The organism is Bradyrhizobium sp. 159, assembly GCF_023073795.1.
Lineage (GTDB): Bacteria > Pseudomonadota > Alphaproteobacteria > Rhizobiales > Xanthobacteraceae > Bradyrhizobium.
In genome coordinates this window covers 71,941-95,565 of record NZ_JADPKE010000031.1, presented here as the reverse complement: position 1 = coordinate 95,565, position 23,625 = coordinate 71,941, and the positions used below count along the sequence as shown (strand labels likewise).

The following is a 23,625-nucleotide window of genomic DNA, read 5'->3' as shown; positions in this document are numbered from 1 at the left end:
ATCTTTCTGTTTTCCGGGCACAATTGACGTCATGACCGCGCCGATCGCCATCATCATGGGAAGCCAGTCGGACTGGGACACGATGCGGCATGCCGCCGACACGCTTGCCGCGCTCGGCGTCGCCGCCGACACCCGCATCGTTTCGGCCCATCGCACGCCCGATCGCCTGTTTGCCTTCGCCAAAGGCGCCAAGGCGGCGGGATACAAGGTCATCATCGCCGGCGCTGGCGGCGCCGCGCATCTGCCCGGCATGGCGGCGGCGCTGACGGAGCTGCCGGTGTTCGGCGTGCCCGTCGAATCGAAGACGCTCAAAGGCCTCGATTCGCTGTATTCGATCGTTCAGATGCCCGCGGGTATCCCGGTGGGCACCCTCGCCATCGGCAAGGCCGGCGCGATCAACGCCGCGCTGCTGGCAGCTTCCGTGCTGGCGCTGTCCGATCCCGCCCTGTCCGGTCGCCTTGCCGCCTGGCGCAAGGCGCAGACCGAGGCAGTTGCCGAGCGCCCGGAGGACAAGGCGTGACTGACGCAAAGCAGGTGACGCTGAAGCCGGGCGACACCATCGGAATCCTCGGCGGCGGACAATTGGGCCGGATGCTGGCGATGGCTGCGGCGCGGCTCGGGCTGCGCTGCCAGGTCTTCTCGCCCGATCCGGACTCGCCGGCCTTCGACGTTGTCCTCAATGCAACCTGCGCCGAATATGCCGATGTCGAGGCGCTCGAGCTGTTCGCCAACGACGTCGACGTCATCACCTACGAATTCGAGAACGTGCCGGCGGCCGCCGCGATGGTGCTGGACGCGCGCCGCCCGGTGCTGCCCAACCGCAAGATCCTCGAGACCACCCAGGATCGATTGGCCGAGAAGGATTTTGTCACCCGGCTCGGCATCGGCACCGCCGCTTACGCCGACGTCACCTCGGTGGCTTCGTTGCGCGAGGCGATCGTCGGGATCGGCCTTCCAGCCGTGCTTAAAACCCGCCGCTTCGGTTATGACGGCAAGGGCCAAGCCATCATCCGCGAGGGCGACGATATCGCCAAGGTGTGGACCAGTCTCGCCACCAAATCGGCGATCCTGGAGGCATTCGTGCCCTACGAGCGCGAGATTTCCGTGATCGCCGCCCGCGCGGCGACGGGTCAGGTCGAGTGCTTCGACGTCACCGAGAATGAGCACCGCGACCACATTCTCAAGATATCGCGCGCGCCCGCACCGATCGCGGACTCGCTCGCCGAAGAAGCGCGCAGCATCGCCAGCAAGATCGCCAGCGCGCTCGACTATGTCGGCGTGCTCGCCGTCGAGATGTTCGTGCTCACCAATGGCACCGGACCGAAGGTGCTGGTCAACGAGATCGCTCCGCGCGTGCACAATTCCGGACACTGGACGCTGGACGGCGCGTCCGTGTCGCAATTCGAGCAGCACATCCGCGCCATCGCCGGCTGGCCCCTCGGCAAGCCCGTGCGCCACGGCGAATGCGTCACCATGACCAATCTGATTGGCGACGAGATCAATGACTACGACAAGTGGCTGACGGTTCCTGGCGCCACGGTGCACATCTACGGCAAGGGCGCGCCGCGCCCCGGCCGCAAGATGGGACACGTCACCGAAGTCAGGCCGACAAAAGCCAAATGAGGGGACCGCAGCAATCGCTGCGATCCCCTTGCGATCACGCCGTCTTTGCGCCCGCGACGACACCTGTAGGCTCCTCGCTGAGCCAGCGGTAGATCACCCCGCCTAGCGCGCCGCCGATCAATGGCGCGACCCAGAACAGCCAGAGCTGCGACAGCGCCCAGCCGCCGACGAACAGCGCGGGGCCGGTGCTGCGCGCCGGGTTCACCGAGGTGTTGGTGACGGGGATACTGACGAGATGGATCATCACCAGCGCGAGCCCGATCGCGAGCGGCGCGAAGCCCGCGGGCGCACGGCCATGGGTGGCGCCCATGATGATGAACAGGAACATCATGGTCATCACCACTTCGGTGAGGAAGCACACGATCATGCTGTACTGGCCGGGCGAATGCGCGTCATAGCCGTTCGACGCGAAGCCCTTGGTGACGTCAAATCCGGGCGCCCCGCTCGCGATGACATAGAGCAGCGACGCGGCAACGATGGCGCCCGCCACCTGTGCGATCACATAGGGCAGGATCTGGCCAGCCGGAAAACGGCCACCGGCAGCGAGGCCGACCGTGACGGCCGGATTGAGGTGGCAACCCGAGATGTGGCCGATCGCATAGGCCATGGTGACGACGCTCAGCCCGAACGCCAGCGACACACCGACCAGTCCGATGCCGACCTGGGGAAAGCCGGCGGCAATGACGGCGCTGCCGCAGCCTGCGAATGTGAGCCAGAAAGTGCCGATGGCTTCGGCGGCGTATTTTTTCATGTCCATGTGTCGTCCCCTGATTTCAAGTTTCCGGAACAAAGCTCCGGAAACGACCCCGCCATGGACGTCAAATCGCCCAAATCGGGGCCGCACAGAGGTATTTTCGCCGCATTTAGTGGCCGAAATTGGCCCGAAACCCCGCTTGGCCGGTGGACATCTGCAGTTTTGTCTGATACATCCGCGCGCTCAAGGTTAAGGGCTTGCGCGTTTTGCCATCCCCTTAATTCTTACCAGAATTCAAATCCGATCCACCTGAAGAGGATGCCGCGTGCAGGTTCTCGTCCGCGATAACAATGTCGATCAAGCCCTCAAGGCGCTGAAGAAGAAGATGCAGCGCGAGGGAATTTTCCGCGAGATGAAGCTCCGCGGTCATTACGAGAAGCCGTCCGAGAAGAAGGCCCGCGAAAAGGCCGAAGCCGTGCGCCGCGCACGCAAGCTGGCCCGCAAGAAGCTGCAGCGCGAAGGCCTGCTGCCGATGAAGCCGAAGCCGGTGTTCGGCGCAGGTCCGGGCGGTGATCGTGGCGGTCGCGGCCCGGGTGCAGGTCCGCGCGGACCGCGCTGATCTAGCGGATCTTGCAAGACTTTAGTCTTCGATAACGCGGGCCCCTGGCCCGCGTTATTGTTTTGAGCGGTGCCTATTCTGGGACAGGGGCGCCACCGATGCGGCACTAAAGCACGATGAGATTGGGATTGAACGTCAATCGCGCTTTGGTTTGTTGTTTGAGCATGATCTCCGCGCAAACGCATTTCCGCGTTTGTCGCGAGGGAGAACCGCTTTACATTTTTTCGGACCATGCTCTAGCGCGAGCGAACCGTAGATGGCCTCCCCTTTCCCCGAGCGCAGCTTGGCGCGGCTACGCCAGATCTGGCAGCAACCGTTCGTGTTGGCTTTGATGGGGATTGCGCTGTGCAGCTGCTCCTTCGATCTGGGATCGCTGATGCCGGAGAAGGAGAAGCCTCAGGAGGCGCCGAAGGCGATCGCGACCGCCGAAAGCGCGGTCAGCGCCGGCAACGTCAGCGAAGCTCAGGCGCACACGGCAAAGGCCCAATCCTTGGCGAAGTCAGGCGAGGCCGCAGCTGCGCTCGACGAATTCAATCGCGCGGTCGGGCTCGATCCCTACAACGCGCAGGCGCTCTATGGCCGTGCCTTGATCTATCAGGGCAATAACCAGCACGATTTCGCAATCGCCGATTTCAGCGCTGCGAGCGGGCTCAACCCGCAGAAGGTCGAGCCGCTGCTCGGCCGCGCCACCAGCTATCTCGCGCTCGGCAAGATCAAGGAAGCCGCAGCCGATCTGGACGAGGCCTCCGAGTCCGATCCGCACAACGCCCAGGTCTGGACCACCCGCGGACAGGCCTATGAGCGGCTGGGCGACAGGGCCAAGGCAGCGGCGTCCTACACCAAGGCGGTCTCGCTTCGCCCACGCGACGATGCCGCCCGCAGCGGCCTCGCCCGGGTCGGCGGCTGACAGCGCGGCTCAGATGCCGTCCTAATCGGGAGTGGCGGGTTTTGGCAAAACGGCGTGGAACATCGACTTCACGCCGGACAGCATCTCATCGGCGACATTGGTCTTCGGCCGCCGCATGGTCGTGGTCGCGGCGGCGTCGGCGCGCAGATCGAGCGGCGGTGCGATCACCGGCACGGGAATGTCAGCCGGCGGCGTGATCCGATTCGGGTCGTCATTTCCGACCGAGGCCGTGTAAGGCGGGTTGAGCGGCGACGAGCCGCTATTGCCATAGGCCTCGGGTGACGGCGTCGACACAGTGATCGGCGGCGGCAGCGGACGCACCGTGGACGGCTCCGCGGTGATCACACGCGGCGCCTCCGGGGTACGGGTTGCTTCCCGTACCGCAGGCTCTGCCGGCCTTTCAGCCGGCTTGGTCTCGGAAGACTTGGTCTCGATTGATTTGGCCTCAGCGGCTTTGCCCTCAGGCGACTTGCGCAGACGCTCGATCGCGGCACGCACGAGATCGTTGGCGTCGGGGGCCGCGGCCGGGGAAGCCGCAGCCGGCGCCGAATTGGCCTCCACCATCGGGGCGGTGGCGGGAACCGCAGCAGCCGGAGCGGACTTGGCGGCCGCCTTTTCGCGCGCGGCGGTGCGGCCGCGCGGGCTGGTCTCGGCGGGAGCAACGTCTGCGGCCTTGGTCTCGGCAGAAGGCTGATGATCGGCAGGTTTCTCGGCCGCCGGCTTGTCCGCAGCGTTCTTCTCGGAGACGCTCTTCTCGGAGACACCCTTGGCCTTGACGCCGGGCGCGGGAAGGCTGGCGGTATCCGCCGGCTTGCCCTCACTGCCAGCCTGGGCAGGCACCGCCACGGCCGCAGGAGTATCGGGTGCGGGCTTGGCATTGATGTAGTGATTAACGATGTAAGCCCCGATGATCGTCGCGAGCACCGAGGGGAAAATATCCATCGAGATTTTAGCGAGGTATTTCAGCATTTCTCGGCCACTCCCCGCGCGATCTGATGCGGGAACTTTGGGGCATTGTGAGGGATCAACTGCGACGGATCGATGGCAAACAGCAACGCCAACCTACGGTTTTAGCTCGACTTCAAGGAACACGATCTCGGTTGAGGTTTCGTTAAGTACGTCATGCTGGACGCCAGCCTTGCGGAAATAGGATTTCCCGGCCGCAAGCTGCGCCTTGGATCTCTCACCGCCGGGTGCCACGATGGTCATCTCCCCCGCCACCACGGGTACAATCACATAGTCCATGCCGTGCGTGTGATGCCCGGTGGCGCTCCCCGGCGCAAGTCGCCACTCGGTCACGCGAACCTGCGCGTTGTCGACCTGAACCTCGGACTGGGCGGCAAGCATCGGGAACTCTCCTTGTCGCGCTTCAGGGCACGAAGACCATGAACACGTAGACGGCAAATACCACCATGTGGACCAGACCGAACAGGACATTGGTCCTCCCGGTGCCGAAGGTCAGCATGCTCAAGAAGAAGGTCAGGAGCAAGAGCACGCTGCCCTGGGCGTTGAGGCCGAGTTCGAGCTCCTTGTCGAGCGCGTAGGTGGCGACGCCGACGGCCGGGATGGTCAGCCCGATGGTCGCGAGTGACGATCCGAGCGCGAGGTTAATGCTCTTCTGGAGGTCGTTCTTGCGGGCAGCCGCGATGGCCGCGACGCCCTCGGGCAGCAGGATCAGGAGCGCGACCAGAAGGCCGGCGAAGGCCGGCGGCGCGCCGATCCTGGCGCCCACGGCATCGACCACCAGCGAGAATTTCTTGGCGAGCAGCACGACCGCCAGAAGTGAGACCAAGAGCAGCGCCACGGTGAGCGCGAGCGCCCCACTTGACAGGTGCACCTCCCCGCCCTCGCCCTGCGCCCGTTCATGAACGAAGTAATCCTTGTGCAGGACGGTCTGGGTGTAGAGAAACACCGCATAAAGCGCGAGCGTGACCACGTCGACGAAACCGAGCTGAACCGCCGAATAGACCGGCCCGGGCGTGGTGGTGGTGTAGTTCGGCATGATCAGCGTGATGGTGGCAAGCGCAAACAGGACGCTGAGATAGACGTTGGCCCCGGAGAGCTGGAAACCCTGCTCGCGATAACGCAGACCGCCGATGAAGATGCAGAGCCCGACGAGGCCATTGCAGACGATCATGACCACGGCGAACACGGTGTCGCGCGCGAGCGCCGGGGCGGGCTTGTCGCCCAGCATGATCGTGGTGATCAGCGCCACTTCGATGATGGTCACCGAGAGCGTCAGCACCAGCGTGCCATAGGGTTCGCCGACCCGCTCAGCGATCACTTCGGCATGATGAACCGCGGCAAATACGGTGCCGAACAGGATGATCAGAAGGACAATGGCGAAGACGAGCCCGCCGAGCGACAGCGTGAACACGTAGTCCGTCGCGCTAACAGCCGCGAACAACAGCACGGCCAGCGCCGGGAAGATCCAGGCCGACCGGGGCATCGGGTTATGTGCGCTCATCCACCGCTTCCATTTGCTGGCATGAGCAGTAGCAAATCAGGCGTGAGATTCAATGCCAGTGCAGGATCGGCGCGACCGGCAGCAGCGTCAGCAGCAGGAACAGCGGAATCAGCACGGCGCCGGCGCGCAGCATATAGCCGAAGAAGCTCGGCATCTCGATGCCGTTCTCGCTGGCAATGCTGCTCACCATGAAGTTCGGCGCATTGCCGATATAGGTGAGCGCACCCATGTAGACCGCACCCATGGAGATCGAGGCGAGCGTACCCGAGAGTTCATGCATTAGCACTTGCGGGTCGCCGCCGGCGAGTTCGAAGAACAACAGATAGGTCGGCGCATTGTCGAGGAACGCCGACATCAGGCCGGTGAACCAGAAATAGGCGACTTCGCGCGGCGCACCGTCCGGCGCCGTCACCGCCGACAACAGCCAGGCGAAGGCACCGTGATGGCCGGCATTGAGCATGGCAATGACGGGAATGATCGCGACGAAAATGCCGGCGAACAGTTTCGCGACCTCGCGGATCGGCTCCCAGGTGAAGCCGTTGGCCAGTCTGTGCTCGTCCGGCGTCAGCCAAACCGACAAGGCCGCAATGGCCAGCAGCACCAAATTGCGGACGACGTCCTCCAATTGCAGCTTGGTGCCGAGAATGTCGAAGGCAATGCCGGGCTTCCACATCGCCGACGCCAGCAGGCTCGCGACGATGGCCGCGATCAGCACCAAATTGACAAGGCCGCGGATGCGCAGCGGCTCCCCGCAACCTGTGTCGCCGGGCGGCGACTCGCTGCGGAAGCGCCAGACGTCGATGGCGACGAAGATGGCGAGCAGCAGTCCGGCCACGATTGCGGTCTGCAACCAGATGGTACGCGTGGTCCAGAAGAAATCGACGCCATGCAGGAAGCCGACGAACAGCGGGGGATCGCCGAGCGGGCTCAGCGCGCCGCCGACATTGGCAACCAGGATGACGAAGAAGATGACGACATGGGTATTGTGGCGCCGCAGCCGGTTGGCGCGGATCAAGGGACGGATCAGGATCATCGCGGCCCCCGTGGTGCCGACAATGCTCGCCCCCAATGTGCCGAGCGCGAGGATGCCGAAATTGGTCGCCGGCGTGGCCTTGATGTCGCCCGTGATGAGGATGCCGCCGGCCACGAAATAGAGCGAGAACAGCAGCACGATGAAGCCGAGATATTCGGCGAGCATGGCGTGAACGAGCGCCGCCAGCGTTGCCATGCTCCCGGCAAAGATGACGAGCGCGGCGAGTGCCAGCAGCGACCAGGCCGCGGCGATCTTGCCGTAGTGATGATGCCAGATTTTTGGAAGCAGCAGCGGACCCAATGCGATCGACAGCAACAGGCCGGCAAAGGGCAGCGCATAGGGCCAGCCCATGGCGGCACCATCGAGCCCGGTCGCTGCCCATACGTGTTGCGGCGATAACGCGAGGATCGCGGCGAAGGCCAGGCGCCAGGGCCACGTGACGAACTGCTTAGGATTCAATGAAGCGCCTTGCCGTTTCGATCGCACCGAAAGCATCGAGATTGTCGTGTCCGCCGCCCGCGAAGCGAACGAACTGCTTGGGTCCGCGGGCGAGCGCAAACAGACGCTCTCCGAACACGATCGAAATGACAAGGTCATTGGTGCCATGCATGATCAGCAGCGGCACCGTGACGCGCGCGATCCGCTCGTCGGAGCGAAACGGGTCGCGCATCAGGAGGCGCACCGGCACGAACCGGAACGCCGATGCGGCGATATCGACCGCCGAGGTATAGGGCGCCTCCAGGATCAGCTTGCCGATCGGATGCTCGGATGCGAGCGCGACGGCCACGCCGGTGCCGAGCGAAAAGCCCCAGGCGACGATCCGTTCCGCGGCATAGCGCCCCGACGTGAAATCGTAGGCAGCTGCGGCATCGCGCAGCAAACCCTCCTCACTCGGCGCACCGCTCGAGCCGGCATAGCCGCGATAGGACAGCGCGACGAGGCCGGTGCCGTCGGCCGTCATCGCCCTGAAGCGGCTGACGCGACCGGCGAGAAAATCGCCATTGCCCGGAAAATACAGGATCACGGGACGGCCACGCTTCGCCGGCACGTGCCAGACGATGACCTTCTCGCCGTCCGACGTGGTCAGGACATGCTCTTCCGCCTCGGGAAGGCCCGCGGCATCGGGTGCGGTGCGACCGGCGGGCGGGATCGGAAACATCATCTGGCGCTGCCGGACATACAGCACGAGGAGACCGGCGCAATAGACGGCCGCGAGCAGGATGGCGATCCACTTGACGATGGTCATGATACGCGGCCGGCCTTTCGGCTCACGGCTTGCGACGGCTCCGCAGCAATTTCATGACATGGGGCCGGAGGCTGGCCGGAACATCGCGGCAGCGGCACGCCGCCTTGCGGGCGGCCCGCCGGCTGCGCGCTGCGCGCGCGTCGCTTTGGGAGGCATGCGATGGGACCGGTGCCATTCCTTTGTGATGGGCACGGTCCGTTTGCTTCCGCGCTACATCGCCTTGACGATGTTCTCGGTGACCTTCTTGGCGTCGCCGAGCAGCATCATGGTGTTGTCGCGATAGAACAGCGGATTGTCGATGCCGGCATAGCCGGAGGCGAGCGAGCGCTTGATGAACATCACGGTGCCGGCCTTCCAGACCTGGAGCACGGGCATGCCATAGATCGGTGAGGTCTTGTCCTCTTCGGCGGCCGGGTTGGTAACGTCGTTGGCGCCGATCACGAAGGCGATGTCGGCCTGCGCGAATTCGGAGTTGATGTCCTCGAGCTCGAACACCTCGTCATAGGGCACGTTGGCTTCGGCGAGCAGCACGTTCATGTGGCCGGGCATGCGGCCGGCGACCGGGTGAATGGCATATTTCACCTCGACACCTTCCTTCTTTAGGATGTCGGCCATCTCGCGCAGCGCGTGCTGGGCCTGCGCCACCGCCATGCCGTAGCCGGGCACGATGATGACCTTGGAGGCGTTCTTCATGATGAAGGCAGCATCGTCGGCCGAGCCGAGCTTGGCGGGCTTCTGCTCGCCCGTAGCGCCGCCGGCCGCAGCGGTCTCGCCGCCGAAGCCGCCGAGGATGACCGAGATGAAGGACCGATTCATCGCGTGGCACATGATGTAGGACAGGATCGCGCCCGAGGAGCCGACCAGTGCGCCGGTGATGATCAGCGCGGAATTGCCGAGCGTGAAACCGATGCCGGCAGCGGCCCAGCCGGAGTAGGAGTTCAGCATCGAGATCACGACCGGCATGTCGGCGCCGCCGATCGGGATGATCATGAGCACGCCAAGCACCAGGGCGAGGATGACGATCAGCCAGAAGTCGAGCGCGCTGCCGGTCAGCACGAGGCCGACGATAAAGAACACCAGCGCCACGGCGAGCGCGATGTTGATGACGTGGCGGAACGGCAGGATGATCGGCGCGCCGCTCATGCGTGCGGAAAGCTTCAGGAAGGCGATCACCGAACCGGTGAAGGTCAGCGCGCCGATGGCGACGCCGAGCGACATCTCGACCAGGCTCTGCGGATGGATGTTGCCGGGGGTGCCGATGTCGAAGGCCTCGGGCGCGTAGAACGCGCCGGCGGCGACCAGCACCGCGGCCATGCCGACCAGCGAGTGGAAGGCGGCGACCAGTTCCGGCATCGAGGTCATCGGCACGCGGCGGGCGATCACGGCGCCGATCGCGCCACCGATGGCGATACCGAGGATCACGAGGATCCAGGCGACGCCGTCCGCAGGCGGATGGCTGGCGAGGGTGGTCGCAACCGCGATGCCCATGCCGATCATGCCGAACAAATTACCCTGGCGCGACGTCGCCGGGCTCGACAGCCCGCGCAGCGACAGGATGAACAGCACCCCCGCCACGAGATACAAGAATGCAGAGAGATTGGCGTTCATCTCAGGTCCCCATCTGTCCCTTCAGCCCGAGGTGGCCGCTTACTTCGACTTCTTCTTGTACATCGCAAGCATGCGCTGCGTGACAAGGAAGCCGCCAAAGATGTTCACGCAGGCAAAGATGAGCGCGACGAAGCCGAAGCCGCGCGCCCAGCCCGAGCCGCTCGAGATCATGCCGACGCCGACGGCGAGCAGCGCACCGACCACGATCACCGAGGAGATCGCGTTGGTCACGCTCATCAGCGGGGTGTGCAGCGCCGGCGTCACCGACCACACCACGAAATAGCCGACGAAGACGGCGAGAACGAAGATCGACAGCCGGAAGATGAAGGGGTCGACGACCTGTGCAGCATGCTCCATGGCGACTCTCCTTAAACCTTCGGCTGGAAGTTCGGGTGGATGACGGCGCCGTCTTTCGTGAGCGCAGTGGCCTTGACGAGTTCATCGTCCCAATTGACGGCGAGCTTCTTCTCTGTCTTGTCGACCATGGTCTCGATGAAGGAGAACAGATTGCGTGCGTAGAGGCTGGAGGCAGAGGCCGCGACGCGGCCAGCGACGTTGGTGTAGCCGACGATCTTGATGCCATCGAGGTCAACGACCTCGCCGGCCCTGGCGCCCTCGACGTTGCCGCCGCGCTCGACGGCGAGATCGACCAGCACCGAGCCCGGCTTCATCGACTTGACCATCTCGGCACTGACGAGCTTCGGCGCCGGCCGGCCCGGAATCAGCGCGGTCGTGATCACGATGTCCTGCTTCTTGATGTGCTCGGCCGTGAGCGCGGCCTGCTTGGCCTGGTATTCTTTCGACATTTCCTTGGCGTAGCCGCCGGCGGTCTGCGCGTTCTTGAACTCCTCGTCCTCGACGGCAAGGAATTTCGCACCGAGCGATTCCACTTGCTCCTTGGTGGCGGGACGCACGTCGGTGGCGGTCACGACGGCGCCGAGACGGCGCGCGGTCGCGATCGCCTGCAGACCGGCAACGCCGACGCCCATCACGAACACCTTGGCCGCGGGCACGGTGCCGGCCGCCGTCATCATCATCGGGAAGGCGCGGCCGAAGGCCTCGGCGCCCTCGATCACGGCACGATAACCGGCAAGATTGGCTTGCGAGGACAGCACGTCCATCACCTGCGCACGGGTGATGCGCGGCATCAATTCCATCGCGAAGGCGGAGACGCCGGCATCGGCCATCGCCTTCAGCGCCGCCTCGTTGCCATAGGGATCCATGATGGCGATGACGAGCGCGCCGCGCTTGTACTGCGAGAGCTCCGACGCCTCGGGGCGCTTCACCTTGATGATGATGTCGGCGTCCTTCAGCGCATCAGTGCTGACAGCGGCGCCCACGGCGGTGAATTCGGAATCCGGCAGGCCCGACTTGAGGCCGGCGCCCGGCTCGACGGCGATCTCGGCGCCCAGCGCCTTGAATTTCTTCACCGTATCAGGCGAAGCGGCGACCCGCGGCTCGGACGGATCGATTTCCTTGGCAACGGCAATCTTCATGAGGCCTCCGGCGGCGCAGGACAGCGCGCGCGCAAACTAAAGCGTTACTCCCGCGGCGTTCGATACCGGTTCTGGGACCAGTTTGTATGCAAATTTTCTGGGCAGCTGCTGCCGCTGGCGTGTGCAGCTGCCGATCGATCAGGTGAGGAAGATCGCCATCAGGATCACGATGAGCGCGACCGAGGCCGTGCCGTACTTCACCAGCTTGATGAAGCCCTCGTAGGTCTGCTCGTGCGCAACGTAGTCGTTGCCGTCGGCGGTGGTGTACGCCACTTCGCTATGGTCAGCCATGATTGTCCCCAGTCGAAAGTCGAATTCTTGGCTGGGATACCGCAAACTTTCGGGCAGGGCAACGGCACGCGGGCGCGGTTTTCCCGCAAATGAGGTCATTTGGAATTCCAATTGTCGCGGATCCAGCGCGCCAGGCTCTGCTCGCTGACTTCGCCCGCGGCAAGCGAGAGGATCATCGTTGTCGCTTCCGCGGGAGCGGGACTGAAGGCGACGCCGTTCTTGTGAAGGAAGACCATCATCGCCATGAAGGCGATGCGCTTGTTTCCGTCGACAAATGCATGGTTCTTCGCGAGGCCGAACGCGTATGCTGCAGCGAGTTCTTCCATTGGCGCCTGTTCATAGCGCCATTTGTTGATCAGACGCTCCAGCGCCGAACGCAGCATGCCCTCGTCGCGCAATCCGGGCGCGCCACCGAAGCGCCGGAGCTGTCGGCTATGAATTGCGACAGCCTGCTCGTAGGTGACCCAGAGTGGCTCCTGAGGATCACTCATGCGCCGGCCGCTATTTTGCCAGCGCAGCGAGCGTATCGCGATACTTATCCATCACCTCATCGGCAATTTCCATCGTCCGCTCGAAGTCGGGGTCGTAAGGCAGCAATTGAAAACCCCCACCGGGCAATTCCACGACATGCAATTGCTGCCCGCGCTTGAGATCGAGTCGCTGCATAAGCTCGCGGGGCAGCAACAACCCGTCCGAATTGCCGATCTTCTTGATCTCGATCTTCATGGCTAACCTCCAGCGGTTATACGGGTGTATAACATTGCTGGACTCTTGGTTCAACAGACGTTTTACGCCCCGCAAGAAGCCAGCCACTCAGGCCATCTTCTCCAGCTCGTCGATCATGCCGGCGATGACGCTGAGCCCGCCATCCCAGAATTTTGGGTCCTTGGCGTCGAGCCCGAATGGCCGCAGCAGCTCGGAATAGTGCTTGGTGCCGCCGGCGGCAAGCATGTCGAGATAGCGCTCGGCAAAGCCCTCGGCCGCATTCTCGTAGACCGCATAAAGCGAGTTCACGAGACAATCGCCGAACGCATAGGCGTAGACGTAGAACGGCGAGTGGATGAAGTGCGGGATGTACATCCAGTAGTTCTCGTAGCCCGCCTTGATCTCGATCGCGGGCCCCAGGCTCTCGCCCTGCACCGACAGCCAGATCTCGCCGAGCCGGGTCGCGGTGAGCTCGCCGTTCTTGCGCTCGGTATGAACTGCGCGTTCGAACGAATAGAACGCGATCTGCCGCACCACGGTGTTGATCATGTCCTCGACCTTGCCGGCGAGCAGCGCCTGGCGCTGTTTTGCGCTCTTGGTCTGCGCCAGCAGCCGCCGGAAGGTCAGCATCTCGCCGAACACGCTCGCGGTCTCCGCCAGCGTCAGCGGCGTCGGTGCCATCAGCGCGCCGTTCTTCGCGGCGAGCACCTGATGCACGCCATGGCCGAGCTCGTGCGCGAGCGTCATCACGTCGCGCGGCTTGCCCTGGTAGTTCATCAGCACGTAAGGGTGCGCCGACGGTGTGGTCGGATGCGAGAACGCGCCGGGCGCCTTGCCCGGACGCACCGGCGCGTCGATCCAGCGATCGGTGAAGAAGCGCTCCGCAATGTCGGCCATCTTGGGCGAGAAGCCGCGATAGGCCGTCAGCACCATGTTCCGCGCATCGGGCCAGCCGATGACGTCGGTCGCGGCAAAGGGCAGCGGCGCGTTACGGTCCCAATAAGCGAGCCGCTTCTTGCCGAACCACTTCGCCTTCAGCCCGTAGTAGCGATGCGATAATTTTGGATAGGCCGCGCGCACCGAGGCGACAAGCGCATCCACCACCTCGCGCTCGACGCGGTTGTTGAGGTGCCGGGAATCCGCAACATCCTGAAAGCCGCGCCAGCGGTCGGAAATGTCCTTGTCCTTCGCGAGCGTGTTGGTGATCAGCGCAAAGGTGCGCTCATTTGCCTTGAAGGTCTTCGCCAGGGCTTCGGCGGCGGCCTTGCGCTTTGCGCCGTCTCGGTCCTGCAACAGATTGAGCGTCGGCTCGATCGCGAGCTCTTTTGCGCCCACCTTGAAGCGCAGGCCCGAGATGGTCTGGTCGAACAGCCTGTTGAAGGCGGAATAGCTGGTCTGCGCCTTCTCCAGGAAGAGCTGCTCGAGCTTGTCGTCGAGCTGATACGGCTTTTCCTTGCGCAAATCCTCAATCCAGGGGCGATAGTGTGCCAGCTCCGGTGTCTGCATCGCGCGGTTCAAAATATCGTCATCGATCCGATTGAGCTCGAGCGCGAAGAACAGAAGATGTGTCGACGCCGCCGTCAGGCGCTCGGACACGTCGCCGTAAAATTTTGAAATCGCAGGGTCCACGCTGTCGCCGGCGTGGACCAGGCCGGCATAGGAGCCGAGACGGCCGGCGAGGTCGTCGATCGCCTCATAGCGTCGCACGGCTTCAGCGAGCCATTTTCCGCCATCTTCGTTTGCTGTCCCTGTCGCGAGCTTGCCCTTGTAGTCCGTCTCGAACGCGACGCAATCGGCATCCATCTTGTCGAGGTCGCGCGCCACTTCCGGCGCCTCGATCCCCGAATAGAGATCGGCCAGGTTCCACTCCGGAAGCTTGCCGGTCTTGCTTGCAGGCTTTGCAGGCGGAGACTTTGCGGAAGGCCTGGAGGACTTTGCTTTGGCGGCGGATTTCCTGGTGCTCGGCTTGCGGGGAGCGGACTTGCTGGAAACGGGCTTCTTGAGAGCAGACTTTTTGAGAGCGAGCTTGGAGCGCGAATTCATTGTGCGGGAAACCTGTGTTCAACCGTCGCGACGGCGGGCGTGGGCATCAAGGTTTAAGAGTGCGTTAATCGGCTTCGGCCAGAGTGCCCCGATTCGAGACAGATAGTTGTAGCGTGCAGGGAAAACCATGGCTGCCAGTATTTTGATCGCCGACGACGACGCTGTAGCCCGCCGGCTGGTCGAAAACATGGTGCAGAAATGCGGCTACGAGACGGTCGTCGTGGATTCCGGCGACGCCGCGATCGCTGCCCTCACCGCTCCCGACGCCCCGGCCATCGACGGCGTCATCCTCGATCTCGTGATGCCCGGCCTCGACGGCATGGGTGTGTTGGCGAAAATCCGCGAAGCGGGCCTCAGCATCCCGGTCATCGTGCAGACCGCGCATGGCGGCATCGACAACGTGATCTCGGCGATGCGCGCCGGCGCGGCGGATTTCGTCGTCAAGCCGGTCGGCTTGGAGCGGCTTCAGGTTTCACTGCGCAACGCGCTTAACGCCTCCGCACTGAAGGGCGAATTGCAGCGCATCCGTCACAGCCGCGAGGGCCGTCTGAGCTTCTCCGACATCATCACCCGCTCCGAGGCGATGGCAGGCGTGATGCGCACCGCGCAGAAGGCGGCGAACTCCTCGATTCCCGTGCTGATCGAGGGCGAGTCCGGCGTCGGTAAGGAGATGTTCGCGCGCGCCATTCATGGCAGCGGCGAGCGTAAGGCAAAACCCTTTGTCGCCGTGAATTGCGGCGCGATCCCCGACAACCTCGTCGAGTCCATCCTGTTCGGCCACGAGAAGGGCGCCTTCACCGGCGCCACCGAGCGGCACATGGGCAAGTTCGTCGAGGCCCATGGCGGCACGCTGTTCCTGGACGAGATCAGCGAGTTGCCGCTGACGGCGCAGGTCAAGCTCTTGCGCGCGCTCCAGGAAGGCGCGGTCGAGGCGGTCGGCGGCCGCAAGCCCGTCAAGGTCGACGTGCGCATCATCTCCGCGACCAATCGCAAGCTCCTGGAGCGGGTCAAACAGGGGCACTTCCGGGAAGACCTGTTTTATCGCCTGCACGTGCTGCCGTTGACGATCCCGTCGCTGCGGGCCCGGCGCGAGGACATTCCGCATCTGCTGCGGCATTTCCTGGCGCGCTTTGCCGCCGAGGAGAACCGCACCATCACCGGCATCAGCGGCGAAGCGGTGGCTCACCTCGCCCAGCTCGACTGGCCTGGCAACATCCGCCAGCTCGAAAACGCGGTCTACCGCGCGGTGGTGATGAGCGACGGCGACCAGCTTGGCCTCGGCGATTTTCCCCTGCTCGCTTCGCAGCCGCATCCCGCAACCGACATTCCGACTGCGCCACTGATGCTCGAGCCGATCGCGGCGCCTCCCTTGGTGTCGGGTAACGAAATACCGATTGCTCCCCTCGCGTCGGCGGGAACTCTCTGCATGCTGACCGCGAGCGGCGATGTCCGCCCGCTGGAGGACATGGAGAGCGAAATCATCCGCTTCGCGATCTCGCATTACCGCGGGCAGATGTCCGAAGTCGCCCGCCGCCTCAAAATCGGCCGGTCCACGCTCTACCGCAAACTCGACGAAGCAGGCGTGCCTGGCCATGGCGGGAAAAGCGACGAGGAGACGCACTGAGCCGTATCTGCACAGCGGATTGCCTGTTGCCGCGAAGAGGCCGCAAGCCCTTCGCAACACGGTGAAATTTCGTCGCGACGTGAACCGTGACCTGGAAGTGACAGACACAGGGAAAAGCGCGTGGGGCATGCGCATAATTCGTTGCCAAAAAGGCTGCCTTGACGTCAGTTTGTCGTGAGTTGTCCCGGGTAGCGCTGGCCGCAAAAACGGGGCCCGTATATCGTCTGCGTATGAATCGTTGCGTGCAGGCGTGCGACTCTCGAGAGGCCGGCGCGTTCAGCCGAAGATTTAGCGACGATAACGAAGCTGTTCCACGAGGGACAGTTCACCCGAGGGGTGTGACACAATGCGTGACTGTTTGAACCACCGTGCAGGCTTTGACCGTGTCTTGATGACAATCGCGGCAACCTTCCTCACGGTGTCCGCCAGCTCAGCCCTGGCGCAGGATCAGGCGCGCAGCAGCGCCGCCGAGCTCGCGATCGAGGCCGCGATCCCGCGCCCCGAGCCGGCCAACGTCCCGCCCCCAACCGCCTCCGACATCAAGCTCGATACCACCGCCACCGTTCAGGCCACTGCGAAGGAGCCCGTGAAGACCGAAGTCGCACCGGCGCCCGACAAAGTCGAGACCAAGCCTTCCGACGTCGCCACCTCGCCCGCCACTGAGGCGCCGACGAGCGAGACGGCCAAGACCGAACCTGCGAAGACCGAGCCTGCCGCATCTGAGCCCGCCAAGGCAGACACGGCGACGGCAACGCCGGTCGCGCCTGCGGCCCCCGCTGCGGCTCCGGCCGCCGAGCCGGTGAAGGCCGCGAGCAACGTTCCCGCTGCCGACCAGCCGGTCGCCGACAGGCTCAAGGACATCATCGGCGCCAAGACGTCGCGCCATTTCGACCGCAAGAACGAGCGCGCGGCGATCGAGAAGTTTTACGGTGCGCGCGACTTCGCGCCGGTCTGGACTCAAGGCGGCAGCCTGACCGCTGCAGCCAAGGGTGTGATCGCACGGCTGAAGGACGCGGCCTCCGACGGCCTCAATCCGGCCGACTATCCGGTGCCGGATTTCGCCGCCGCGACCACGCCCGATACGCTCGCCGATGCCGAGCTGAAACTCACCGCCAGCATGTTCGACTATGCGCGGCACGCCCAGAGTGGCCGCATGCACTGGTCGCAAGTCAGCGGCGACATCCTCTATCCCGAGCACCCGGTCGACCCGAACGAAGTGCTTGCCAAGGTCACGACCGCGACGGATGCGTCCGCCGCGCTCGACAGCTACAACCCGCCGCACAAGCTCTATAAGGAGCTGAAGGCCAAGCTCGCGGAGCTCCGCGGCCACGGCAGCGGCCCGTTGATCGAGATCGCCGATGGTCCGGCGCTGAAATACACCCCGGCCGGCAAGAAGCAGGCCGAGATCGTCGTGGAAGATGCGCGCGTGCCGCAGCTGCGCGCCAAGCTCGGCATCACCGAGAACGCGAACGACACCCGCTATGACGCGGCGGTCGCCGACGCCGTGCGCAGATTCCAGAGCGGCGCCGAGATGAAGGCGACTGGCATCCTCGACGACAAGACCGTCAAGGCACTCAACACCCCCAAGCGCGACAAGCAGATCGACGTGGTGCTGGTGAACATGGAGCGCTGGCGCTGGCTGCCGCGCGACCTCGGGGCGCCCTCACTCGGCGATGCCTATGTCATCCTCAACATTCCCGACTATACGCTGAAGGTGATGCAGCGGGGCCAGCAGGTCTGGACCACCCGCGTCGTCACCGGCAAACCGGGCACGCATGCGACGCCGCTCCTCACCGAGACGATGAAGTACATCACGGTCAATCCGACCTGGAACGTGCCCCCGTCGATCGTCTACAACGAATATCTGCCGGCGCTTCAGCAGGACCCGACCGTGCTTCAGCGCATGGGCCTCAAGCTCGAGCAGAACCGCGACGGCTCGGTGCACATCTCGCAGCCGCCGGGTGAAGCCAACGCGCTCGGCCGCATCCGCTTCAATTTCCCGAACAAGTTCCTGGTCTATCAGCACGACACGCCGGACAAGCATTTGTTCGCCCGGGACGAGCGCGCCTTCAGCCACGGCTGCATGCGTGTGCAGAATCCGGATCAGTACGCGTCCGTGCTGCTCAATATCACCATGCCGAACGACAAGTACACGCCCGAGCGCGTCCGCAGCATGTACGGCAAGAGCGAGATCGACCTGAAATTCCCGACCCCGATCCCGGTCAACATCACCTATCAGACCGCGTTCGTGGATGACGCCGGCAAGCTCCAGTTTCGCAAGGATATCTATGGCCGCGACGCGACCATGATCAACATCCTGAAGAACAACCGCGGCAAGGACCTCGAGGCCGTCGTGGCGCATTCGCAGCCGAGCTATTCGCGCCCGGCGACGACGCTGCCCTCTGGCGTGGCGGTGGCCAACAATGGCGGTGGCTTCGGCTCGTCCGGACCGAACTTCTTCGAGCGGCTGTTTGGGGCACCAGCCCCGACCGCGCCGCCCGCACCGGTGGGCCGCCGCCCGCAGCGGGTGTTTACCCGCTGAGGCTCAGCTCCCTCTGTAAAATTCTGCAATAAAATCAGCGACCCCGTCCCTGGACGGGGTCGCTTAACGTTAACCACACTCAACCTCGGCCCGGACAGCGGGCGTTTTTTTGCCACAGTCAACCGTTTAGGATTGTATTCTGACTTGGTTTGGGGGCGGGAAGGTCAACCTCGAATTAACCTTCTCGCTTTAAGAAAGCGTTCATCCTCTTTCGCGCTGCTACGGGGTTGGCGGGAGAGTCCATTTTGAACGCTCGTCGACTGGGTGGGCTCATACGTGCTGACTGGTCTCGCACGCCAATTCGCTGTGCTGTCGTTGTCCCATGCGGGAGTGAAGGCCGGATCCAGGATCGGCCTCGCTGCTGCACTGCTGCTTGCTGCCGCAGGTTCGGTTCATGACGCCGCCGCGCTGAACGAAACCAAGACGCTCTCCTTTCATCACACCCATTCCGGCGAAGACCTCACCGTCACCTTCAAACGAGACGGCCGGTATGACGAAGCCGCGCTGAAGCAGCTCAATCACTTTCTGCGCGACTGGCGCACCCAGGACGAGACGGTCATGGACCGTCGCCTGTTCGACATCCTCTGGGAAGTCTATCGCGACGTCGACGGCAAGCAGCCGATTCAGATCATCTCCTCCTACCGCTCCCCCGCTACCAACGCCATGCTCCGCCGCCGCTCCTCCGGTGTGGCGCGCTTCAGCCAGCATATGCTGGGCCACGCGATGGACTTCTATATCCCCGGCGTGCCGCTGGAGCAGATCCGCTTCGCCGGCCTGCGCCTCCAGCGCGGCGGCGTCGGCTTCTATCCGACCTCCGGCTCGCCCTTCGTGCACCTCGATACCGGCAGCATCCGGCACTGGCCGCGCATGACGCATGACCAGCTCGCCCGCGTTTTCCCGGACGGAAAAACAGTGCATCTGCCGACCGACGGCGTTCCGCTGAAGGGTTATGAGCTCGCCAAGGCCGAGATCGAGCGACGCGGCAGCGGCGACGATTCCGGCAGCAAGACCAATTTCTTCGCCGCCTTGTTCAAGGGCAGGTCGGCGGCTCCGGCCGCCAGCAGCGACGAGGATGACGAGGGCGCACCGGCGCCGGCCGCGAAACCGGCGACGCCGACCGTGGTCGCCGCCGCGGCCAAGTCCGCCGAGCCGGTGCCGACGCCGCGCGCCAAGCCGCAGATCGCTGCAACGCTCCAGCTCGCCTCGGCCGACGCGCAGATCGTTGCGCCACCCAAGCCGAAGCCGGGGGCTGACAAGCCGGCGACCGCCAAATCTGCCGATGCCAAGCCCGAGACCCCGGCCGACATCATCAATGCCCGCGGTTTCTGGGATGATATACCGGCCGCGCCGCAGCAGGCGACGCCGGCACAGGTCGCAGCGTTGAAGGCGCGCCAGGCACTTGCCGCCGCCACCGATCCGCAAGCCACCGCGAGCGTTTCCAGCGCGGCCTATCAGGCGCTGGCCTTTGCCCCCGCTTCCGCCTCGCCGGTCGACCGCGCCAATGTCGTCGCCGCCTCTGCCCCGATCCCGCGCTCCGCTCGTCCCGCTTCCACGACGCGCAGCCTCGCTCAGGCCGAGATCAACACCGTGGTCGGCAAGAGCATCGATGGCAGGATCGCAACCGCGACCCGGCTCTCCGCGGCCAAGGGCGACAGCATCTGGCTCAAGATCGTGATGCTGTCACCGAGCGCCAGCCGTGCGATGTCGGTGACGCTGATGGGCGAGCTCGATACGGCGGCGCTGCGCCGCTATTTCGTCAAGCCGCAGGCCGTGATCGCGATGGGCTTTGTCGAGGACCCGATGCAGGGCCTGTCCTGCGACAGTTTCTCGGGTAGCGCCACCGCCAAGCTCGAGACGACGTCCTTCGTCATGCGCGCTGCCGCGCTGCGCTGAGAGCCGCGGCCCAGCCAAGCTCTCGCCTGCCCTGTTCTTCCTGCGCGTATCGATCAAGCCGGCAGGCCAGCCCTGAGGAGGCCGGATTCGTGACGCTCGCGATCGATCTCGCGCTTGTAGTGCAGGGTTGCAAGATAGGCTGCCACCGAGAACCCGGGTTCGCGCTTCAGAACCTCCGCGGCGTGAGCGCCAGCCGCGACGGCATTGTTCATCTGCGCGAATATCGCTGCAAGGAACGCGTGATGGGTATAGTCGGGCCGCGTGATCCTTGAAAACGCCTCGGCGGCCTCGGCGTATTTCTCCGCGCAATAATACGCGCGACCGAGATGGCTCCAGAATCGCTCGGGATGATGAGGGTTGAGCCGCATCGCTTTCCTGATCCAGTCGATGCCCTCCTCAGGCAAGCCCAGCCAGGTCAGGAGCTCTCCTTGCTGCACGACAACCAGATCGTAGTTCGGGTTGAGGGCCAACGCACGCTCCTGATGATAAGTGGCTTTTTCATAGTCGTGGCGCGTCAGATTGAGCGCGGCGAGGATGCGGTGCACATCTGCATCATTGTCGTCGAGTGCCAACGCGATCTCGAGTTCTGCAGCCACCTGCTCGAAAGTCGCGTCGCGGTCAGCGCACCAGCCATAAATCCAGCACTGGCCGAGCACACACGCCTTCCAGGCGTGAGCGTGGGCGTAATTCGGATCCATCGCCAGCGCCCGGTTGAGCAGTATCTGCGCCTGCGCGTTGTCCTCGCGTGTTGAACGGTGATGCAGGAGCTTTGCAGCCAGCACGCATTCGTAGGCGCGCATGTTCTCGGTCGGCTTGCGCTTGGTGCGGTCATGCGCTGCCGCTTCGACGCGACCAGGCAACGTCGCGACGATCGCGCGGGTCATCTCGTCCTGGATGGCGAAAATATCCTGGAGCTCGCGATCGTAACGTTCAGCCCAGATGTGGCGATCGGTTTCCGCGTCGATCAGCTGCACGGTGACGCGGACACGCCCGCCGGCTTTCCGCACGCTGCCCTCGATGACATAGTCGACCCCGAACTCACGGCCGATGTCCTGGACCTTTACGGCCTTGCCCTTGTAGACGAAGGTCGAGTTTCGCGAGATGACGAGCAGGTCGTGGAAGCGCGAGAGCTCGGTGATGATGTCTTCCGTGAGACCGTCGGCGAAGAACTCCTGTTCCGGATCGCCGCTCATGTTGGCGAACGGCAGCACGGCGATGGACGGCTTCTTTGAGACAGTTGGTGACGTAACAGCCTTCGTCGCCTCTGGCAGGCTTGCAGGCCCTTCCGCCAGCCGCATGCGGAAGATGCGGATCGGGCGAGCGATGTTCTTGACGTTCTGCTCGCCGAGATCTTCGAATTGAACTCCGTCGAGCCGGTCGCCCACCTGATCGCGCACCGCGCCTGAAACGCAGATCCCTCCAGGCTCGGCCAGCGCCTCCAGTCGTGCTGCGACGTTGACGCCGTCACCGAAAATGTCGTTTTGATCAACGATGACATCGCCAAGATTGATGCCGATGCGGAATTGTATCCATCGCGGCGGCGGGACATCGGCATTGCGCCGCGCCATGCGGCGCTGAACCTCGGCGGCACAGAGCACGGCATCGACGACGCTGTGGAATTCGGCGAGCATGCCGTCACCCGTCGTCTTGATGATGGTGCCGCGATTCTTGGCAATGGCCGGATCGATGAGCTCGACCCGATGGGTCTTGAGGCGCGCAAGGGTACCCGCCTCGTCGACTTCCATGAGCCGGCTAAAGCCGACCATGTCGGCGGCGAGGACCGCGGCAAGCCTGCGCTCTGGTCCCGGCACATCCATCGCTCGGTCCCTTCACCGGGCACTCTAGCAGATGAAGGGATTTCGCCCAAGCTTGGTGCGCTGCAACGCCCCCGGGCGCCTCAGATCATCCCCAGCGCCTGCATGTAGGTCTCGAGAATGGTCTCGGCGTCAGCGCGCTCGTTAGGGTCCTGCTTGCGCAGGCGCACGATGGTGCGCAGCGCCTTGACGTCGTAGCCGTTGCCCTTGCTCTCGGCATAGACGTCGCGGATGTCGTCCGAGATCGCCTTCTTCTCCTCCTCCAGCCGCTCGATGCGCTCGATGATGGATTTGAGCTGGTCCTTGGCAAATTTCGTCGCGGGCTCGTCGTCGCGGACGGCGGCGGAGGTGGCCATCTTGGTACTCCCAATGGAACTGGCAAAAACAAGGTGACGCCGGCATCCTTACCGCGCGTGCTGGGTAGACCCTTAGGGTTGGCGCTCCCGGCGTTCAAGGCAGCATCGCGCTCGTCCACAGCGCGCCCACACCTTCCTGCGGCTGCTTGAAGAAAGCTGTTGTGTGGCGCGACTCAGCAGGCCGTCGTTCAGTGCCCGTGGCGATGGACTTTCTTCATCGCTTCGATCTGCTCCGGCGTGGCTGTGCCCTGGTATTTCGACTTCCAGGTCTCGTAGGGCATGCCGTAGACGGCCTCCCGGCTCTCGTCCTTACTCAAGGCGACGCCTTGGGCGTCGGCGGCGTCCTTGAGCCAGTTGGACAGGCAGTTGCGGCAAAAGCCGGCGAGGTTCATCAGGTCGATGTTCTGGACGTCCGTGCGTGTCCTCAAATGATCGACCAGGCGGCGGAAAGCGGCCGCCTCGAGCTCCGTTCTGGTTTTGTCGTCGATTGCCATAGCTGGATTCCTTGGCCCTGAATTGTGCTCTGCCGCCCGATGGCGGTCACCCTTACGGGATCAGGTGGGTCCTGTCACAGATTTTGCCATATCACGGCGCAAACGAGCCGGCAGCCGGCCTTACCGCTCCTTGGGGCGGTTCTGCGGCGCCACGCCAAATCGTCAATGAT

The 23,625-nt window shown here is 64.1% G+C and carries 23 protein-coding genes; 7 read left to right on the top strand and 16 right to left on the bottom strand.

From position 1 onward, the window contains the following. Positions 1-31 precede the first annotated feature (31 nt). Together purE and IVA96_RS06680 are read left to right on the top strand one after the other, a co-directional pair. Complete coding sequence (purE, locus tag IVA96_RS06685; RefSeq protein ID WP_247280168.1) at positions 32-520, top strand: 5-(carboxyamino)imidazole ribonucleotide mutase; 489 nt, start codon at positions 32-34, stop codon at positions 518-520. Then, entirely contained in the window at positions 517-1,623 is a 1,107-nt protein-coding gene (locus IVA96_RS06680) for a 5-(carboxyamino)imidazole ribonucleotide synthase (RefSeq protein ID WP_247280169.1), read from the top strand. Before purE ends, IVA96_RS06680 begins: the two co-directional genes overlap by 4 nt. Positions 1,624-1,657: 34 nt before the next feature. Here the strand turns inward: IVA96_RS06680 and aqpZ are convergent, their stop codons facing one another. Further along, on the bottom strand, positions 1,658-2,380 hold the full coding sequence (aqpZ, locus tag IVA96_RS06675) for an aquaporin Z (protein WP_247280170.1): 723 nt from the start codon (positions 2,378-2,380) through the stop codon (positions 1,658-1,660). A gap of 262 nt (positions 2,381-2,642) precedes the next feature. On the opposite strand from aqpZ, the gene rpsU reads away from it, so the two are divergent. Next, complete coding sequence (gene rpsU, locus IVA96_RS06670; protein WP_247280171.1) at positions 2,643-2,936, top strand: 30S ribosomal protein S21; 294 nt, start codon at positions 2,643-2,645, stop codon at positions 2,934-2,936. A gap of 256 nt (positions 2,937-3,192) precedes the next feature. Next, complete coding sequence (locus tag IVA96_RS06665; protein WP_247301578.1) at positions 3,193-3,843, top strand: tetratricopeptide repeat protein; 651 nt, start codon at positions 3,193-3,195, stop codon at positions 3,841-3,843. Between the two features lie 21 nt (positions 3,844-3,864). Here IVA96_RS06665 and IVA96_RS06660 read toward each other — a convergent pair whose 3' ends face one another. The 12 genes from IVA96_RS06660 to IVA96_RS06605 all read right to left on the bottom strand — a co-directional run bounded on the left by IVA96_RS06660 (position 3,865) and on the right by IVA96_RS06605 (position 14,732). After that, positions 3,865-4,812 carry a hypothetical protein gene (locus IVA96_RS06660; RefSeq protein WP_247416252.1) on the bottom strand — a complete coding sequence of 316 codons (948 nt, stop codon included), beginning with the start codon at positions 4,810-4,812 and terminating at the stop codon, positions 3,865-3,867. Between the two features lie 93 nt (positions 4,813-4,905). Further along, positions 4,906-5,190: a cupin domain-containing protein gene (locus IVA96_RS06655; RefSeq protein WP_247280174.1), complete on the bottom strand. Its 285-nt coding sequence runs from the start codon at positions 5,188-5,190 to the stop codon at positions 4,906-4,908. 22 nt (positions 5,191-5,212) lie between these two features. Continuing rightward, positions 5,213-6,310 carry an ionic transporter y4hA gene (locus IVA96_RS06650; protein ID WP_247416249.1) on the bottom strand — a complete coding sequence of 366 codons (1,098 nt, stop codon included), beginning with the start codon at positions 6,308-6,310 and terminating at the stop codon, positions 5,213-5,215. Positions 6,311-6,359: 49 nt separating this feature from the next. Next, on the bottom strand, positions 6,360-7,838 hold the full coding sequence (locus IVA96_RS06645; protein ID WP_247416247.1) for a sodium:proton antiporter: 1,479 nt from the start codon (positions 7,836-7,838) through the stop codon (positions 6,360-6,362). Continuing rightward, positions 7,792-8,589 (bottom strand): alpha/beta hydrolase, encoded by a 798-nt coding sequence (locus tag IVA96_RS06640; protein ID WP_247280177.1) that lies wholly within the window; start codon positions 8,587-8,589, stop codon positions 7,792-7,794. Before IVA96_RS06640 ends, IVA96_RS06645 begins: the two co-directional genes overlap by 47 nt. A gap of 210 nt (positions 8,590-8,799) precedes the next feature. Next, positions 8,800-10,197, bottom strand: coding sequence for an NAD(P)(+) transhydrogenase (Re/Si-specific) subunit beta (locus IVA96_RS06635; protein ID WP_247416244.1), 1,398 nt, complete (start codon positions 10,195-10,197; stop codon positions 8,800-8,802). Positions 10,198-10,236: 39 nt separating this feature from the next. Continuing rightward, complete coding sequence (locus IVA96_RS06630; RefSeq protein WP_235543528.1) at positions 10,237-10,554, bottom strand: proton-translocating transhydrogenase family protein; 318 nt, start codon at positions 10,552-10,554, stop codon at positions 10,237-10,239. A gap of 11 nt (positions 10,555-10,565) precedes the next feature. Then, on the bottom strand, positions 10,566-11,693 hold the full coding sequence (locus IVA96_RS06625; RefSeq protein WP_247416241.1) for a Re/Si-specific NAD(P)(+) transhydrogenase subunit alpha: 1,128 nt from the start codon (positions 11,691-11,693) through the stop codon (positions 10,566-10,568). A gap of 138 nt (positions 11,694-11,831) precedes the next feature. Then, positions 11,832-11,984: an aa3-type cytochrome c oxidase subunit IV gene (locus tag IVA96_RS06620; protein WP_008136857.1), complete on the bottom strand. Its 153-nt coding sequence runs from the start codon at positions 11,982-11,984 to the stop codon at positions 11,832-11,834. A gap of 95 nt (positions 11,985-12,079) precedes the next feature. Beyond that, a complete protein-coding gene (locus IVA96_RS06615; RefSeq protein WP_247416238.1) occupies positions 12,080-12,475 on the bottom strand; it encodes a type II toxin-antitoxin system death-on-curing family toxin in 396 nt (131 codons plus the stop codon). 10 nt (positions 12,476-12,485) lie between these two features. Beyond that, a complete protein-coding gene (locus IVA96_RS06610; protein WP_124162834.1) occupies positions 12,486-12,710 on the bottom strand; it encodes an AbrB family transcriptional regulator in 225 nt (74 codons plus the stop codon). An 87-nt stretch (positions 12,711-12,797) separates the two neighbouring features. Next, the gene (locus tag IVA96_RS06605; protein WP_247416236.1) at positions 12,798-14,732 is read right to left on the bottom strand and encodes a M3 family oligoendopeptidase; all 1,935 of its coding nucleotides are present in this window, start codon (positions 14,730-14,732) and stop codon (positions 12,798-12,800) included. Positions 14,733-14,859: 127 nt separating this feature from the next. Here IVA96_RS06605 and IVA96_RS06600 point away from each other — a divergent pair, with 127 nt between their 5' ends. The 3 genes from IVA96_RS06600 to IVA96_RS06590 all read left to right on the top strand — a co-directional run bounded on the left by IVA96_RS06600 (position 14,860) and on the right by IVA96_RS06590 (position 20,791). After that, positions 14,860-16,356 (top strand): sigma-54 dependent transcriptional regulator, encoded by a 1,497-nt coding sequence (locus IVA96_RS06600; protein WP_247416234.1) that lies wholly within the window; start codon positions 14,860-14,862, stop codon positions 16,354-16,356. 346 nt (positions 16,357-16,702) lie between these two features. Next, complete coding sequence (locus IVA96_RS06595) at positions 16,703-18,898, top strand: L,D-transpeptidase family protein (RefSeq protein ID WP_247416232.1); 2,196 nt, start codon at positions 16,703-16,705, stop codon at positions 18,896-18,898. A gap of 276 nt (positions 18,899-19,174) precedes the next feature. Next, a complete protein-coding gene (locus IVA96_RS06590; protein ID WP_247416230.1) occupies positions 19,175-20,791 on the top strand; it encodes a DUF882 domain-containing protein in 1,617 nt (538 codons plus the stop codon). 53 nt (positions 20,792-20,844) lie between these two features. On the opposite strand, the gene IVA96_RS06585 is transcribed toward IVA96_RS06590, so the two are convergent. The 3 genes from IVA96_RS06585 to IVA96_RS06575 form a co-directional block, all read right to left on the bottom strand. Further along, entirely contained in the window at positions 20,845-22,608 is a 1,764-nt protein-coding gene (locus IVA96_RS06585) for an adenylate/guanylate cyclase domain-containing protein (protein WP_247280185.1), read from the bottom strand. Positions 22,609-22,688: 80 nt separating this feature from the next. Continuing rightward, positions 22,689-22,961 (bottom strand): DUF2312 domain-containing protein, encoded by a 273-nt coding sequence (locus IVA96_RS06580; protein ID WP_247280186.1) that lies wholly within the window; start codon positions 22,959-22,961, stop codon positions 22,689-22,691. A 188-nt stretch (positions 22,962-23,149) separates the two neighbouring features. Next, on the bottom strand, positions 23,150-23,455 hold the full coding sequence (locus IVA96_RS06575) for a DUF1244 domain-containing protein (RefSeq protein WP_247280187.1): 306 nt from the start codon (positions 23,453-23,455) through the stop codon (positions 23,150-23,152). Between the last annotated feature and the right edge of the window lie 170 nt (positions 23,456-23,625).